Genomic DNA, 18,020 nt, shown 5'->3' with positions numbered 1-18,020 from the left:
CTGCCAGCCATCCAATGCAAGGCGCCGGGCAACTTCCCGGCCGATGCCGGTTCCCGCGCCGGTGACCCAGGCCATTTTCCGCGATGCCATGCTGCGCTCCTGTTCCACTTAGATACGGGCTGGAGGGAATACTGGTTCACTCATGCTCCCGAAACGAGGCGCGATTTGAGTCGGTCCGATGAAGGAGGCGGCACTGCGCGCGCGAGCATCACTTCTCATTGGATGCCCGCGACCGCAGCTCGGTTACAGGCCGCTTGTCGAGGGTCGATGATCGCTCAACGCTGTCCGATCGGATCAGGCATCTGGTAGGTTGTGACGGAAAAGCTCGAGAGGGTCGCGGGGCCAAATTGAGTGGACAGCGCAACATCCGTAGCATCGCGCCCTCTGGCCATCAGGATTCTCCCAATTCGCGGTTCATTGTGGCGAGCGTCCGCCGAATACCAGTGCCCCCCCAGGTAGACTTCGAACCACCCGGAGAAGTCCATCGGGTCCGGGTTGAATGGTACTCCGATGTCTCCCAGGTACCCGGTGCAGTACCTGGCCGGAATATTCATGCACCGGCAGAAGGTCAGGGCCAGATGGGCGAAGTCGCGGCATACTCCGGTCTGATCGATATAGGCACCGTAAGCAGTCCGGGTTCGGTCCGCCTTCTGGTAGTCGAACGCAATGTGCTGATGGACGAAATCAAGAATACCTTGGACGCGCGGCCAGCCCGGGGGAGTCTGACCGAAGAGATTCCAAGCAATGTTGGCCAGTTCATCGGTCTCGCAGTATCTGGATCCCAGGAGGTAGATCAGGGTTTCATCGGGGAGGTCGCGGATATCGTGCTGCCGAGCATCCAGGGGCACAATGTCAGGAAGCCCAGCGTCATAAAGCTCGAACTCAGTGGAGATCGTCAACTGACCTGCCGGGGCGGTTATTCGGGTGCAGACGTTCCCGTAAACATCCAGATATTCCCAGGGCTCTACCTCCGGTGAGAAGCTCAATAACTGCGGGGTGAGCAGGTCTACACGGCGCGATGGGTGGATGTTCAGGGTCAGCAGCATCGGGGTCGGCTGTGGGCAGTCGTAGGTCAGCGAGAATCCGGACTTGATCTGCATTATGGGTCGCACCTTCTTTGCGCACCCAATGTGCTAGATGCCGGCAGGTTCCGCAGGACGGCGCTATTTTGGGGCTCATCTTCACCTCTTGGACATCGTCACGCGGGACGCTGCCGGACACGAAGCGGACGGGGAACGGTCTAAGAATTGCGCCAGCTTGATTTCGCGAAACGCCAAAGGCGCAAAATCGTCGTCACGCCCGCAGGGCGATGCATCACTGATAGATCGAGTGCGAGAGGTGGCGGGGGGACGACTGCTGGATGGCCCCGAGTGCTCTGCGGCCGCTAAAGAAAGCTTAGGCCAAAACGCTCGTCCTGATGCCACACAAGGCGGCAAGGCTGCAGAGTATTGTCCGGAATCAGCATGTAAATCTCCCCATGGAGTGGGAAGGAAGGTCTAAATGCGAGGCGGGCGCCGAGGTCGGACATATCGGTTATTGCTACCGTCATGCGGTCAAGTCCGTTGCCGGCAACCAGCGTGGCGCTGATCTTCACTGGATGTCTGACTTGCCTGCGGCGCTCGGGTTCCATTCTCCTCTTATAGGAGTGCCGGTACTTCAAATTGCTCAACGAGGTCGGTAAAATCCTTATCGAAAGTGACCTTGGCCGAGAGGAAATCGTCAGCGACGCAAACTGGCAGCAGGTCAAGCCTCGCCGTTCTACCGGTGGAACTGGAACGAGGAGACGGCCATTCCCCCGGTCCATGTGGCAGCGTGGCGGCAGATCGACATTCGCCCTGAATTCAACCGGCCTTCGGCACGGCTTTGCCCTTCTGGATCGAGGCAGATCGAGGCGGCAGCCGCCGCGCTGCCGAGAAAGTTCATTTTCGGTGAAACGATGAAACCGGCCACAAACTGGGTTCGAGGGTGTTGGTAAAGTTCTAGCGGGCTGCCGACCTGTTGGACCACACCAGTTGAGCTATCGTTAACTAGAACGAGATTGCCAAATGACAGCAACCGCACCAACTAATTGTCTTCCCGCGCTGGAATTCTGCGCTCATTTCGATGCTACGACGACATTGCCGGCCCGCGCAGATGGTGGCCAATGATCTATACAGCGCCCACAGGTGCTCATGCCAGCCAACAGCGAGATAGTTGGTTGCCCAGCGTTCGAATACCCTGGGGCTGCGCCGGCATGGAACACCCACCTGTCCCTGCCGCTACGCGGTGGGTCCATGGCCGTAGGGAGCTGCGGATCGAAACGTCTTCCACTCCGCCCGCCAATACGAGCGCGCCACGAACCTGATCGTCGGCGCTGACAGTAGCCCATTTGATAGCCCGAACCGGCGATATCAAAGAACTGATCTATAGGTCACGTTGCATCACTGATGCAGGCACCTGTCTCGCCGGCTGCTAGCAATGGGCGGGAGGACGAGATCTAAAATACGGTGTCCAGTTGTTTCAAGAATGCAAGCCGTCAAAATTACTTTGACAATTAACCAGAGATTTACTCATATATATTCGATCGATAAGCAGATGATACCTCTTAATCTAGGATAATCTTCCGGAGCAAGAAATGCGTGACGGCAAGACTACCATCGCTATCGTCGACGATCATCCCATTGTGGTCGAGGGGGCCAGGATGGTGTTCCTGGCAGAACCTGGTTTTGATGTGGTAGCAACTGGAGCCACTGCAAGCGATGCAACGAGCATCGCTACGCTACTGGGCCCCGATGTCATGTTGATGGACCTCAGCATGCCGGGGGAAGTGTTCAATGCGATCACGCAGATCTCGCAGACCACAACAACCAAGGTCGTCGTGTTCACTGCCTATTCGAGTCTTGATTCAGCTCTGAGGGCGCTGGATGCTGGCGCATTGGGATTTGTTCTTAAGGGGGCAAGTTTTGACGAAGTGCTCAAGGCCATTCAATTCGCACAAAATGGCGAGCTCTACATTGCCCAGCAATACGCTAGCCAGGTGATGCTGGCGCTTCGGGCGCGTGGCCGTCCAGACGTCAATGCGCCGATGCGGTTGAACGTCCGTGAAAAGCAGATCGTCAGCCAGTTGCTTCACGCCAGGACAAATCGAGAGATTGCCACAACGCTGAGCCTCAGCGAAAAAACCGTAAAGCGCTATATGACGGTGCTGATGCAAAAACTACACGCGAGAAATCGCGTCGAGGTTGCGGTGAATGCCCAAAGGCATGAGATTTCCGAGAGGTCTATTGCAGAGGCAACTCTACAATAACCAATGTGCCCTGCCCCACAGCGGGCGATACGATTTCGATCGTCCCCTTTAGGGCATGGACACGATTGCGCAGCCCGTTCAGCCCCAGCCGGTGATAGGAAGGCGTTATCTCCGTTGGAGTGATGCCGTGCCCCTCGTCCGCTATCGCGATGCGCACCGACTCGTTTGTCACCGCAGACGTCACCATGACTGAGCCCGCTCCCGCATGTTTGTGCGCATTGTTGAGAGATTCTTGAACCACCCGATAGGCGCAGATCTTGGTCGAGCGCGATGCCTCGACGTCGCTATCTGCAATGTGCGTCACCACTTGAGCGCCCGTTATCTGGCGATGCCGGACCACGGCAAGCTCAATGACTGCCCCTAGCGACAAACCGTCAATCTCGGGCAGGATCAATCCAACCGAAATGTTGCGCAGGTTGTCGAGAACCTCGCTGGCAATCTGTTCCATGCGCTCGGTATCCAGCGATGGGTCGTCTGCCTGGCCAAACCTTGCGATCGCGCGGCGAAACATCGACATCCGGAGCGCGACCACGCTGAGGAGCTGGATTGGGCCGTCATGCAGCTCGCTCCCCAGACTCGACAGCAGCTTTTCGTTCGCATCGACCGCGTCGTGGCGGTCTTTTTCTGCAGCCAGCCTGAGTTGATCGTTCTGAAGCGCCAACGCTTCGGCTTCCCGCACTCGTATCCGCAATTCAGCTCTTTGCAGGGCAATAGTCCGGCTGCCCTTTTTGACGATGAGAAACAGCGCCCCCAGCGTCAGCAGCGTGGTTCCGCCCACCACGAGCCAGGTCAGCTCTCGTGATCGGTCGCGCTGCTCCTCGAACCATTGGGCGTTCTCGTAGTACTCGCCGATCGCGACGATCTTGCCCGTGCCGTAGTGGTGCAAAGGCGCATAGACTTCGATGACATGCAGGCCGGTTTCGCGCTCAAACCTGGCCTCGTCGTCGTCCTCGTCCATGACGTCGTAGGACGCCACGATTTCCCCCGCGGCCGCACGGGCAATTTCGTCGGTTTCGAACTTCTGGCCGACGATGTCCCGGTGGGTGCTGTACACTATCGTGCCGTCGAGCCCCCAGATCTTGACCGAGATAATCCTGTTGTCGAGCGGAGCCTCCTCCAGCGCCCGGTCCAACTGGTCCTGGGCCGCGACTGAGAGCGTGTCGCTGGTCAGGAGCGATTGCACGTTCGGTTCGATAACCAGGTCCATGAAGGTAGAGCTGGCAATTGCCGCGCTCTTGAGGGCGGTCTCCGAGACGATCACCGCGCTCCACACCGCCATGCCCCCCATTGCAACACTCAGCACTGCTCCGGCGGCGATCAGGAATTGGGCTGAAAGGCCCAAGTTTTGGAACAGGGTCGCCAACCATGCGATCGGTCCCCAAGGGCGATTCATTTTGGGCCCATTAGGGGACATCGGCGCTGCGACTGAAGTCATCATACTTCGCTCGACTTTCCGGGCTCGGCCCACGTGTCGATCTGATCAACATTAGGTCATCTTAACCGGCCTTTGCCAGCAACCCAAGTTACCGGCTGAAGGCCACATCTCGGTCAGGCGCACACGTCGACTGCGACAGGGGGTTTACTATGGCCAATTATATTAAGAGCGATCTGGAATTCATTCTGGAGCAGATCAAGATCGCCGAAAAACATGCCGCTTATGTTGCCAATCCGAACGATCCGAACGCTGCGCCACTGTATGGTGTGGGCGAGGCCGGACAGGTGGGTTCGGTGCCCGCCTATACGCTCAGTTTGGGGCTGCGGACGGTCGATGGCTCCTACAACAACCTGTTGCCGGGCCAGGAGCAGTGGGGCGCCGCTGACCATCCTTTCCCCGAATTGCTGGATCCGGTGTACAGAAATGCCGACGGTACGCCGCTGGTCATGGGTCCCGGTGCTCCTGTTCCCACCGCGCCGAACTACAATCCCTCAAACAATCCAGGCGCGATCGTCGTCGACTCCAGCCTACGCACCATTTCCAACCTGATCGTCGACCAGACGCTGAGCAATCCAGCCGCCATCATGACGGCCCTCAGGAGCGCCGGAATTGTAGCGGCAGACCAGATTTTGGCCGTCACCGGGCAAATCCTGACCGCGTTCCAGCCAATCAATCCGCTGTTTGACGCCGTTACTTTGGCTGAAGTGGCTTCGGCCGCAGCCTCGGCCGCCGCCGCCGCCAATCCTGGCGACGCGGGCCTTGCGGCAGCCGCAGACGCCGCCGCAGCGACGCTGGCCGACGCAACAACGGCCCTGACGTCGGCCCGTGGCGCGCTCGATGCCCTGCTCGAGGTCAATGGCATCGTGCTCGATGGCGAAAACGTGCAGATCCAGAACGTCGCGCCGGACGCTGGCCTGTCGGCGCCGTTCAATTCCTGGTTCACGCTGTTCGGCCAGTTCTTCGATCATGGCCTCGATCTGGTGAACAAGGGCGGCAGCGGCACGGTATTCATTCCGCTCAAGCCCGACGATCCCCTGTATGATCCAAACAGCCAGACCAATTTCATGGTGCTCACACGCGCCACCGTCACTGCAGGCGCCGATGGCGTGATGGGCACGGCGGATGACGTCCGCCCGATCAATACCACGACGCCCTTCGTCGATCAGAACCAGACATACACCTCCCACTCATCGCACCAGGTATTCCTGCGTCAATACGCTGTGGGTCCCGACGGCAAGCCGCATGCGACCGGCAACCTCATCGAAGGCGGTGGGGCCGAACCGGGCGGCATGGCAACGTGGGGCGAAGTCAAGGAACAGGCCAAGATGCTTGGCATCCTCCTGACCGACCAGGACGTGGGCAACGTGCCGCTGCTGCGCACCGACCAATATGGCAATTTCATCCCCAACGCGGCCGGATATGCCCAGGTCGTCATCGGAATCGGCGCAGACGGCATTCCCAACACAGCCGATGATCTCGTGATTTCAGGCACGCCGGCCGCGCCGGTTAGCCTGGTTGGCGCCTTGCGCATCGATCACGCTTTCCTCGCCGACATCGCCCATAACGCGGTTCCTTCGGGGCTTGCTGACGGCGACATCGAGGTCGGTCTGGGCAATAACTCTCCCAATGCCACTCCCGGCTATGACAACGAACTGCTCGATGCGCACTTCATTGCCGGCGATGGTCGCGTCAATGAAAACATCGGCCTGACCGCCGTGCATCACGTCTTCCATGCCGAACACAACCGGCTGGTGGAGCACACCAAGGAAGTGGTGCTGGCCAGCAAGGATATGGCCTTCATCAACGAGTGGCTGGACATCGACCTGACGCAGACGCAGGTCAATGCCATTCCGACGAACCCGGCGGCCCTTTCGGCTTATGCCGCTACACTGACCTGGGACGGCGAGCGCTTGTTCCAGGCCGCCAAGTTCGGCACCGAAATGCAGTACCAACATACCGTGTTCGAGGATTTTGCCCGCAAAATCCAACCCAACATCGATTTCTTCGTGGTTCCCGACGGCTATCATGCCGACATCAACCCGGCCATCGTGGCCGAGTTCGCCCATGTGGTTTACCGGTTCGGGCATTCCATGCTGACCGAGCAGATCGACCGGCTCGATGCCTCGTTTACCAATGATCAGATCAGCCTGATCGAGGGCTTTCTCAATCCGATCGAGTTCGATGCGGGCCATACCATCGCCGACAACATTGCGGCGGGTGACATCATCCGCGGCATGACGCGCCAGGTCGGCAATGAAATTGACGAATTCGTTACCAGCGCGCTGCGCAACAACCTGCTCGGCCTGCCGCTCGATCTGGCCACCATCAATCTGGCGCGTGGCCGCGATGCCGGCGTGCCGTCGCTGAACGCCGCCCGCCGCGAGTTTTTCGAGGTCAGCTCGCACGCCCCCGAACTCAAGCCATACGATAGCTGGGTGGAGTTTGCCGGCAACCTCAAGAACGAGGCATCGGTCATCAACTTCATGGCCGCTTATGGCCTGCATTCGTCCATCACCAGCGAAACGACGATCGAAGGCAAGCGCGCCGCGGCGATGGCCATCATCTTCGGCGTGCCACAAACAATCCTGGACAACCCCGCGACCGCTGCGAACGAAGCCCGCGTAATTGGCGTGCCGCTTGACGCGGAGGCTTTCCTCAACGGCACCGGTGCCTGGGCTAGCAACCCGACCACGGGCGTGACCAATACTGGCCTCGATAACATCGACCTGTGGATCGGTGGTCTGGCGGAAAAGATCCTGCCCTTTGGCGGCATGCTCGGCTCAACCTTCAACTTCGTCTTCGAAGTGCAGCTCGAGCAACTGCAGGACGGCGATCGGTTCTATTACCTGCAACGCCTGGATGGCATGCATTTCCTGTCCGAGATGGAAAACAACACCTTCGCCAAGATCATCAGCCTCAATGCCGACGCGGGACATTTGCCCTCCGACGTGTTCTCCACCCCCGGGCTGATCCTCGAAATCGATAGGACCAAGCAGTGGAACCCCGGTCTCGGCGAAACGGCAGGTGCCGATGGCATCTTGCTTGACGATCCCAACACGGTGATCGACGAATCCGCGGACAACCTCGGCAACGATCCGACCGGCGGCAGCATCCTTACCCCGCTGGTTATCCGCAACAATCCCGGCACCGTCGGCCCGGACTCCAACTATTTGAAATATACCGGCGTCGAGCACGTTCTGCTCGGTGGCACCGACGGCAACGATATCCTGATCGGCAGCGAGGGCGACGATACGCTCTACGCCGATGCCGGCAATGACCGGCTCGAAGGCGGCGCCGGCAACGACTCATACTTTGGCGGCGACGGCGACGACATCATCACCGATCTGTTCGGCGACGACATCATCCGTTCCGGCGCCGGACACGATGCCATCAATGCCGGCGCCGGCGTCGATCTGATCGTCGGTGACGCGGGCCAGGACTTCATCGTCCTGGGCGCCGACCTGCTCGATGAGGCCTTTGGCGGCGTCGGCAACGACTTCGTGCTGGGCAGCAAGACCACCGAGCAGACGCTTGGCGGCGAGGGTGACGACTGGATCGAAGTCGGCGCCTGGACCGGTGCCGTCGGCGATAACTTCGATGACCAGTTCCAGGCCGACGCGGTCAAGGGACACGACGTGTTCCACGGTGACGGCGGCTTCGACGAGTTCGTCGGCGAAGGCGGTGACGACATCTGGTTCGGCAGCCTCGGCCGCGGCAAGTTCGACGGCATGTCGGGTTACGACTGGACGACTTACGGCGACATGAACTTTGCTGTGGATGTCGATCTCGCGCGGCAGATCCTGCCCGGCGTCCCAGTCCTTCCGGCCAACGTGGCGCTGGATACCTTTACCCAGGTCGAAGGTGCATCGGGCTCAACCAAGGATGACGTGATCCGCGGCACTGACGTTACCGCTGCCGACGTGCCGACCGAAGGCTTCCGGGGCAGTGCCCTGGATGCCGAGGGCCGGGCCCTGATTCAGGGACTGCAGGCACTGCTGGTCGGTGCAGGGCCCGACTCGTTCGATGCCCAAGGCAACTTCGTCGGCGGCAATATCCTGCTCGGCAGTGCTGGCAGCGACCTCATGGAAGGCCGCGGCGGCGACGACATCCTCGATGGCGACAAGTGGCTGAGGGTGCGCATCGCGGTGATGTCCACCTTTGACGCCAATGGTCCGACCGGCACCACGGTGCTGAGTTACCACGACACGATGAAAACGCTGGTTTCACAAGTACTGTCCGGCGCGATCAACCCCGGCCAACTCAAGATCGTCCGCGACATCACGAGCGATGGCGTCAACAGCGCCAGCGACACCGACGTCGCCTTGTTCTCCGACATCCGTGCCAACTATTCGATCACGGCCAATGTCGACGGCTCGATCCGGGTCGAACATCTGGTTCCCGACGGGGCGGGCGGCTTCACGCCCGGCGGCATCGACGGCATCGATACGCTGCGCAACATGGAGCGGCTGCGCTTCTCCGACGTCGAGATCGACGTGCCAAGGGCACCCACCGATATCCAGTGGAACGGCGTGACGCCGAACAACACCACCCTGCCCGGTAACGGCACGATCGCCACCTTGAGCGCGCTTGATCCCAACGGCGCGGGTGCCTTCACCTACGCTCTGTTGGCGGGAAGCAGCGCGGGCTTTACAGTCAGCAATGGCGGCACCGTGGCGCGCACCGGCGGCACGATGGGCACGAACGCCACCTATACGCTCAATGTCCGGGTGACGGATGACACCGGCCTGACCCGTGTCGAGACCTTCACCATCAGAACCGGATCGAACGCCAGCGATACGATCACCGTAACGCTTACGAACGACGACATCGTCTACGGCGGCGTTGCTGGCAACGACATCCTGAGCGGCAATGCCGGCAACGACACCCTGTTCGGTCAAACTGGCAACGACACGCTGAACGGCAACGGCGGCAACGACGTGCTGCTGGGCCAGGACGGCACCGACACGCTGAACGGCGGCATCGGCAACGACACCCTGATCGGTGGCGACGCCAACGATATCGTCAACGGCGGTGCCGGCAATGACACCATTCGCTATGCGTTCGGCGACGACACCGACACCGTCGACGGCGGCGCCGATATAGATACGCTGGAAATCACCGGAACTGGCGGCGGCGAAACGCTCGACGTGACCTTCAACGGCACGGCGCTCACCGTATTCGAAGGCGGCACCATTGCGGGCGTTGAATCGGTTACGGCCGACCTGGCCGGGGGCACCGATACCCTGGTCTACACTTCGGCTGGTCCCGTCACGGTGGACCTCAACAACGGCGCGGCATCGGGCTTCTCGTTCGTGTCGTGTATCGAAAACGTCACCTGCGGCTCCGGCACCTATACGATCACCGGCGACTGCAATAACAACACATTGCTGGGTCTCGGCGGTGCCGACACCATCGAAGGCGGTGCTGGCGCAGATGCCATCAACGGCGGCGCGGCCAACGACACCATCCGCGGCGGCTCTGGTAGCGATACCATCACGCAACTCGCCACCGACGGCCGCGACATCATCGATGGCGGCACGACAGCGCTGGTTGCCGGTCGGGATACGTCCTCGGACACCTATGTGCTGACTGGCGTAGCCGCCGTCGAACAATTCCGCATCTACACCAGGGCAGCCTGGCTTGCCGTCGCCGGCAATACCGCCGCCTCGCTGGCCGCGGGTACGGAAATCGTCATTACCCGCAACGGCACCAACAATGCCTCGGTCATCGCCGAACTCGACAATATCGAGGAAATCCAGGTCAATACCACCAACGTCACTGCCAACGACGGCGGCGGCTTGAACGGCGGCGTATCGGGCGGCGATACCATCACCGTCATCGGCGACTTCAACCTGCCCAACACCAGCCTCAACTTCAGCACCATCACCATCGATGGCAATGTGGGCGACGACACGGTGGATATCTCGGCCCTGAGCTCCGCCCATCGCATCGTGTTCCGCTCCAATGGCGGCCACGACACCATCGTGGGCACGCTGCGGCCACAGGACGTCATCGAATTTCCGGACGGCATGTCGGCGGACGACTTCACCTCCAGCACCAATGCCAGCGGCGTGACGACCCTGACCAACGGGGAGCACACGATATCCTACGTTGCCGAGGGTGATGGCCCACAGGTTGGTGGCGGCGACGACGATGATGATGATGATTGCGACAACGACGACGATGATGACGATGACAACGGCGGCTATGTGCCCCCGGCCAATAGCGGCGCGCCGATCGTTGGAACGCCGAACCAGGATGTGCTGATGGGCACTTCCGGCGCCGACCTGATCTTCGGGTTGGATGGCAAGGACTACATCGTGGCCGGTGCCGGCGCGGACGTCGTTCGCGCCGATGAGGGAAACGACTTTGTCGACGGCGGAGCCGGTCGCGACGTCATCTTCGCCGGTAATGGCGATGACGACGTGTTCGGCGGTGACGACGACGACATGATCGATGGCGAAGCTGGTAACGATCGCATCTTCGGCGATGCCGGCAAGGACATGATCGATGCCGGAACCGGCGACGACGACGTCTTCGGCGGGGCGGGCAATGACATGTTCGTCGGCCATATCGGGGACGGCAACGACAAGTACGACGGCGGCGCGGGCAGCGACACGCTCGATTTCGGCTCGCTCACCCAAGCTGTCAGCGTCGATCTCGGCACTGGTGTGGGCGGACGTGGCAGTGTCGTCGGGGGCCAGTCGGGCACCGACACCCTCTATGATGTCGAAAACATCACTACCGGCTCCGGCAACGACACCATTGTCGCCAGTACCGCCGTCAACGTCATGGATGGTGGCGACGGCGATGACATGTTCGTCTTCGGCTCGGTGGCCGCAGCCGATGGCGACACCATAAGGGGCTTTGAAACCGGCGATACCATCGATCTATCCGGCATCGATGCCAATGCCGGTGCGGCTGGGGTGCAAAGCTTCACTCTGGTCAGCGGCCAGGCGGCAACGGCGCCAGCCCAGATCGTGATCACCCACGAAAGCCGCGACGATGGGGACTACACCATCGTCTCGGGCAATGTGAATGCCCAGCCCGATGGCGATTTCCGCATCGAGATCGCCGGCAATCACACACTGACCAACCAGGACTTCAATCTCTGACAACCACTGGCCCGGCCGAGCGATCGGCCGGGTTTCCACAACGCCAGTCGGGGGGATTGAATCATGGCATCGAGCAACACCAAGGCATTGTCCGAGCATCGCGGCGACGCAATGCTCAAGGCCGAGTTCAAGGGCATCGGGATATTCCTGTTCTGGATCTCGGGCATCATCAACGTGCTGGCGCTGACCGGCTCGTTCTACATGCTCCAGATCTACGACCGCGCCTTGACCAGCGGGTCGGTCCAGACCCTGGTCGCATTGTCCATGCTGGCCATCGGCCTCTATCTGTCGCAGGGCGTGTTCGACATCATCCGCTCGCAAATCCTGGTCCGCATTGGCGGCCGTCTCGACCGCATCCTGGCTCCCATCGCCCACCGCGTCAGCGTCGATATGCCCCGCTTCGGCTTTTCGACATCGGAAGCGCTGGAGCGTGGCCGCGACGTGGATACGCTGCGCGGCTTCATGGGCAGCCAGGGCCCGATGGCGCTGTTCGACCTACCTTGGGTCCCGATCTACATCCTCTTCGTCTATCTGCTGCACCCGGTCCTGGGAGCCGTGACGCTGGGCGGAGCAATCGTGCTCACCCTGCTCACGGTGCTCACCGAACTTCGCTCGCGCAAGCTGTCCAGCACCGCCCAGCAAGCCAACGTCCTGCGCAACAACATTGCCGACTCCAATGCCCGCAATGCCGATATCCTCAAGGCGATGGGCTTTGCCGGCCGCGCCGTGGCGCGCTTCACCGCGGCAAACCAGGAACACGTGCAGCTCCAGACCAAAGCCAGCGACATTATCGGCACGTTTAGCGCACTCTCGCGCGTGCTGCGCATGCTGCTGCAATCGGCGCTGCTGGGGATCGGGGCCTATCTGACCATCAAGGGGCAGATGTCAGCCGGCTCGATCATCGCCGTCTCTGTTGCCTCCTCGCGGGCGCTGGCGCCTATCGATCTGGCGATCGGCAACTGGAAAGGCGTCGTCGCGGCCCGTCAGGCGTTCAAGCGCCTGCGCGAAACCATGGTCGCGCTGGGCGGCGTCAGCGGGCCCCTTGATCTGCCCGCTCCCAAGCATTCGGTGAAAGTAGAAAAGATCACCGTCTCGGCGCCGGCTACCGGCCGTGTCCTGCTGTCCGAAGTCAGTTTCGAGCTCAAGGCCGGCCAGGCACTGGGTATCATCGGCCCGAGCGGTGGCGGCAAGACCACCCTGATCCGCGCCCTTACGGGTATCTGGCCCACCCTGCGCGGCGGCGTGCGCCTGGACGATGCCGACCTCAACCAGTGGGATGAGGACGTGATCGGCCAATATGTTGGCTACCTTCCCCAAGAGGTAGCCCTGCTCGACGGCAGTGTGATCGAAAACATCTCCCGGCTGGACCCACAGCGCGACGGCAAGGCTATCGTCGCCGCCGCGATGGCAGCGGGCATCCATGAGATGATCGTTCGCCTGCCGGAGGGTTACGACACCCAGCTCGGGCCGATGGGCACCGCTCTGTCGGCGGGCCAGCGCCAGCGCGTTGGCCTGGCCCGTGCACTCTACAAGGACCCGTTCCTCGTCATCATGGACGAGCCCAATGCGTTCCTCGATGCCGAAGGCGAACAAGCCCTTAACGTCGCCATCTCCCGCATCCGCGCCCGCGGCGGCATTGCCATCGTGGTGGCGCATCGTCCCAACGTGCTGGCGGAGGTCGATCTGGTCGCGGTGATTCAAAATGGCAAGCTGACCGCCTTTGGCCCCAAGGATCAGGTCATCGCCACCCATCGGCCGACCATCGTTCCGAACCCGGTGAACACCCCCGCGCCGGCGGCCGCTACTGCCGCGCGCACCGAGTACCGGACGATCCAGAACGGGAGTGCCACGGCATGATCATCGAGGCCAAGAGTACCAGACTGGACCCGGAGCCCGTCGACGGGCGCAAGCGCTACGAAACCAAGGGCGCCGAAAAGCTCTCCCGGATGCCGCTCTATTTCGTCCTCTTCGTCACCGCGATCGTGGCCTACCTCAAGAGCGCCCTCCCGGGGCAGGCGCAACCGCTGGAGGAGCCTGATACGGGCGGCGGCAAAGGCACCGGTGAAAACGGCACTGGTCCGCACAATCACGCCGATGAGGTTCCGGGCATAGACGACCTGATTGACCAGACCGAGACCGGCAGCATCGCGGAAGACGAGCCCGGCAACAGCATCGGTCGCAGACACGATTGGCATGTGGATTATCTTTACCCAGATCCGCCCGCGCTGCGCTTTGCCGAAATGGCGGATCCCGACGCCCGCCTCAGGGCGTTTTTCCCTGTCGCCTTCAGCTATTTCCCCTCCAACGACAACGGGTCGAGCGGCACCCCCGCCATGGTCGGCGGTGGCACCCGACCCGACCTAACAATCGTCCCTGACGACAGCGATGATGACCGCGACGACACAGACGAAGACGATGAAGAAGACGAGGATGACGACGACACGCACGCGCCCAACCGTCCGCCCGTGGTGGGCGGCCCCGTCAAACTGCATGATGTCTTGGCCGGTCAGGCCGTTCTGATCGCTCTCAGCCAGTTGCTGCGGGGTGCCAGCGACCCGGATGGCGATCCCCTCGTGGTCATGAACGTCAGCGTCGCCGGCGCGCCGGTGACGCATACGGGAAGTGGTTGGTCGATCGAGACCATGCCTGGCACGCTCGGCCGCGTCAGCTTCACCTATCAGGTCAGCGATGGCGAAGCCTCGGTCAGCCAGACGGCCTATTTCGATATTGTGCGCAACGTCGTCGTCCTGACGCCATGCGACGACCTATTCGTCGGCACTCCCTATGACGACGATATCGATGGCCTCGCGGGTGACGATATCATCGCTTCCCTGGCCGGCAACGACCTCGTCGTCGGCGGAGCTGGCGATGATCACATCGATGGCGGCGATGGCGACGACGATCTGTTCGGCAACGCCGGCAACGATGTGATCGTCGGCGGCAATGGCAATGACACCATTTCAGGCGGCAGCGGCAACGACCGCCTGTTCGGCGATGACGGCGACGACATCGTGACCGGCGACAGCGGCGACGACTATCTTGCGGGCGGCGCGGGCAACGATATTCTCGACGGTGGCTCTGGCGACGACGTCGCCGATGGTGGCGAGGGCGATGACCTGCTGGCTGGCGCATGCGGCGACGACACGCTCGATGGCGGCCAGGGCAATGACGGCCTCGATGGTGGCGACGGTAACGACACCATGCGCGGCGCCGGCGGCGCCGATGTGCTCGAAGGCGGCGACGGGTGCGACGACATCGACGGCGGCGCTGGCGACGATCTGCTGATCGGCGGACGCGGCGATGACAGCATTGCGGCCGGCGACGGCGACGACACCATTATCGCCGATGCTGGCGACGACGTGATCGATGGCGGCGCCGGCGCCGATACACTCAGCTTCGCCGAAGTCTGCGACGATGTGATCGTCGATCTCATCGGCGGCGTGCTGATGAGCGAGAGCCTTGGGGAGGATAGCCTCTCCAGCATCGAGCTGGTGGTTGGCGGCAACGGCGACGATCTGTTCATCGTCAGCGCCAGCGTCGAGGTCACTCTGACCGGCGGCAGGGGGCGTGACCTTTTCGTTTTCGAAGCGATCGGCGAAACCGCCACGGTCAGCGCCGATGTCGTTCACGACATTCTCGATTTCGTGGTCGGAGATCGCATCCGCGTCAAGGATTATGGCATCAGCCGACAGGCCGAAGACGCCGAGAGCGACTTCTTCCGCGCCCTTTACGAGGATGACAACGACGACTGGTTCGCGTCCGAGCTGCCCATCCTGATGCGGTACGAACGCTACGATGACGTCGATCACACCATCATCCAGGCCGACATGAACCGTGACACGATCTTCGAAGTCACGATCGACATTCACGGCATTCATCTGCCTGGCCCCCCCGAATACCAAGTCGCCTGAAGCATAACCCTCTAAACGCAGCGTATTGCGGAGTTGACGATGACGACCATGGATATGACGGCGCCCTACGGGTCCAGCCTTTCAACGTTCAAGAGCAAGGCGAGCAAACCCGATGCCTTCTCGATGCGCGGGCGGGTGATCTGGGGCCTGATCTTCGCCGTGCTGCTGGTGTTCGGGGTGGGCGGCTGGTCCGCCACCGCAAAACTGTCCGGCGCCATTATCGGCTCGGGCACGGTGCTGGTCGACGAGGATCTCAAGGTTGTCCAGCATGTCGACGGCGGCGTCGTGCGCGAGATCGCCGTTCGCAAGGGCGACGTCGTCGCCGCGGGGCAGTTGCTGATCGGGCTCGATGACGTCCAGATCCGCGCCGAGCAATCCATCATCCGCGGCCAACTCGCCGAATTGCTAGCTCGCCAGGCGCGTTTGACGGCCGAGCGCGACAGCGCAGAGACTATCGCCTTTCCGGCCGAATTCCTGTCGCTTTATCCCGGTGCGGACCTGATTGCGCAGGGCGAACGGCAATTGTTCGACAGCAATCTGGTCAACCGGCAATCCGAGGAACAGCAGCTCAGCCTGCAAGCCGATCAACTCGGCCAGGAGATTGGCGGCCTGAAATTCCAGCAGACTGCTTTGGCCGAAGAGCTGGCGCTGGTCACCGACGAACGCGATCGCGTCAAGCCGCTCGTCGCCAAAGGCCTGGTCGAAACCCCTCGCCTCAGTGGCCTGGACCGCGATATCGCCCGCATGATGGGCCAGCGAGGCGAACTTGAAGCCAATCTGGCCCGTGCCCAGTCCCGTATCACCGAAATCGAGTTGAAGGTCATCGGCCTGCACCAGGTGGTCCAGAACGACGCCCAGCGTGAATTGCGCGATATCCAAGCGCGCATTGCCGAACTCAAGGAGCGCCTGGGCGCCGCCGACGAGCGCTTCTCCCGCACTGAAATCCGCTCGCCCGTCGACGGCATCATCAACGAGCTCAACGTGTCGACGCTGGGCGGCGTTGTCACGCCGGCCGAGCGACTACTGACCATCGTGCCCGCCAATGCCGACCTGAGAATCGAATTCCGGCTCGCCACCCGCGACATCGACCAGATCAGCATCGGCCAGGCCGCCAAGCTGCGCTTCTCCGCCTTCAACCAGCGCACCACTCCTGAAATAGACGGGGTTATCTCGCGTCTCGCCGCCGCCGCCCAGCGCGATCCCCAGACGGGGGAGAGCTACTACCTCGCCCAGGTGGAGGTGACTGGCGATCTCTCGGTCCTCGGCACCCGCGGCCTGATTCCCGGCATGCCCGTTGAGGTCTTCGTCCAGACGGCCGAACAGACGGCAATCGCGTACTTCGCCAAGCCATTCACCGACCAGATCAACCGCACCTTCAAGGAAGAATAGCCCGCCAACCACGCGGCTATCCACCGCGATTTCATCCTGCACCAGCGCCTACACGCATACGACGATGGCCATAGCTTGTCGGCATCGTCTATGCAGTTGCCCCAGAAACGCCCTTGACCAACTCCGCTTAGAGACCCTAGTGAACACAGGCGTTTCGACGCAAAGGGCCTATAGCTCAATGGTTAGAGCCGACCGCTCATAACGGTCTGGTTCCAGGTTCGAGTCCTGGTGGGCCCACCAGCCTTTCCGGGCGTCTCCGAGCGATCGGCGACGCCCGCCTCCCGCCAGCCTGCGACAGGTCACCAGCGAGGCTGGCAGAACAGCGACGTCGCCGGCGCATGAACCATTTCGCGCGCCCCGCGAAGCGTCTCCGTAAAATTCCCGACGTCGCTGTCTGAATTCTCCCGCCCCGTTCGTCGTTGCCTTGAGAGCCCAAGGGCTCGCGCGGCCCGATGCCGCCGAACAGCAGTGAGAGGAGAATTCAAATGGCTCGCACAACCGCAGTGCTTCTTGGGCGGCTCATCTTCGGATGCGTATTCCTGATGGCCACCTATTTCAAATTCACCGGCATGGAGGCGACCGCCGGCTATATCGCCTCCATCGGTTTTCCGCTGCCACTGGTCTTCGCCTGGCTCGCAGCTCTTTTCGAGCTGGCGCTGGTCGTCGCCTTCTTCACCGGCATCCTGTTCTCACCGGCCGCAGCGCTGGCGGGGCTCTATGTCCTCTTTCTGGCCTTTGCGTTTCACGGCCCCGCCACCTGGACCGCCAGCCAGATGGAGTTCGGCCTCTTCGTCGATCATTTCAGCTTCTTCGCCGGCCTGATGTTCGCTGCCGCCCACGGGCCGGGCGACAAGCTCGTGATCAAATGGCCCCGATGATGGGCG

Annotated in this window: 9 protein-coding genes and 1 tRNA gene; 7 read left to right on the top strand and 3 right to left on the bottom strand. The window is 61.6% G+C overall.

Features of this window, described 5'->3' with window-relative positions; genetic code table 11:
• Positions 1–275: 275 nt before the first annotated feature.
• Positions 276–1,100, bottom strand: a complete 825-nt coding sequence (locus tag JWP26_RS22365; protein WP_299733349.1) for a transglutaminase family protein — start codon at positions 1,098–1,100, stop codon at positions 276–278.
• 284 nt (positions 1,101–1,384) lie between these two features.
• Positions 1,385–1,630, bottom strand: a complete 246-nt coding sequence (locus JWP26_RS22455; protein ID WP_367184200.1) for a PilZ domain-containing protein — start codon at positions 1,628–1,630, stop codon at positions 1,385–1,387.
• A gap of 984 nt (positions 1,631–2,614) precedes the next feature.
• Between JWP26_RS22455 and JWP26_RS22360 the strand changes: the two genes are divergently transcribed.
• The gene (locus JWP26_RS22360; RefSeq protein ID WP_299733346.1) at positions 2,615–3,286 is read left to right on the top strand and encodes a response regulator transcription factor; all 672 of its coding nucleotides are present in this window, start codon (positions 2,615–2,617) and stop codon (positions 3,284–3,286) included.
• Here JWP26_RS22360 and JWP26_RS22355 read toward each other — a convergent pair.
• Entirely contained in the window at positions 3,261–4,649 is a 1,389-nt protein-coding gene (locus tag JWP26_RS22355; protein ID WP_299733343.1) for an ATP-binding protein, read from the bottom strand. The two genes, JWP26_RS22360 and JWP26_RS22355, sit on opposite strands and share 26 nt — an antisense overlap.
• Before the next feature lie 221 nt (positions 4,650–4,870).
• Here JWP26_RS22355 and JWP26_RS22350 point away from each other — a divergent pair, with 221 nt between their 5' ends.
• The 6 genes from JWP26_RS22350 to JWP26_RS22325 all read left to right on the top strand — a co-directional run bounded on the left by JWP26_RS22350 (position 4,871) and on the right by JWP26_RS22325 (position 18,014).
• Positions 4,871–11,836, top strand: coding sequence for a peroxidase family protein (locus JWP26_RS22350; RefSeq protein WP_299733340.1), 6,966 nt, complete (start codon positions 4,871–4,873; stop codon positions 11,834–11,836).
• Positions 11,837–11,899: 63 nt separating this feature from the next.
• The gene (locus JWP26_RS22345) at positions 11,900–13,693 is read left to right on the top strand and encodes a type I secretion system permease/ATPase (protein WP_299733337.1); all 1,794 of its coding nucleotides are present in this window, start codon (positions 11,900–11,902) and stop codon (positions 13,691–13,693) included.
• Positions 13,690–15,747: a cadherin-like domain-containing protein gene (locus JWP26_RS22340; RefSeq protein ID WP_299733334.1), complete on the top strand. Its 2,058-nt coding sequence runs from the start codon at positions 13,690–13,692 to the stop codon at positions 15,745–15,747. The genes JWP26_RS22345 and JWP26_RS22340 overlap by 4 nt, the downstream gene beginning before the upstream one ends.
• A gap of 39 nt (positions 15,748–15,786) precedes the next feature.
• Positions 15,787–17,136 (top strand): HlyD family type I secretion periplasmic adaptor subunit, encoded by a 1,350-nt coding sequence (locus JWP26_RS22335; RefSeq protein WP_299733331.1) that lies wholly within the window; start codon positions 15,787–15,789, stop codon positions 17,134–17,136.
• Between the two features lie 164 nt (positions 17,137–17,300).
• Positions 17,301–17,376, top strand: a tRNA-Ile gene (locus JWP26_RS22330).
• A 245-nt stretch (positions 17,377–17,621) separates the two neighbouring features.
• Positions 17,622–18,014 (top strand): DoxX family protein, encoded by a 393-nt coding sequence (locus JWP26_RS22325; protein WP_299733328.1) that lies wholly within the window; start codon positions 17,622–17,624, stop codon positions 18,012–18,014.
• Positions 18,015–18,020: the final 6 nt, after the last annotated feature.

The sequence above is a fragment of the Devosia sp. genome, from assembly GCF_028290435.1.
GTDB lineage: Bacteria > Pseudomonadota > Alphaproteobacteria > Rhizobiales > Devosiaceae > Devosia.
This window is presented reverse-complemented; position numbering and strand designations above follow the sequence as displayed.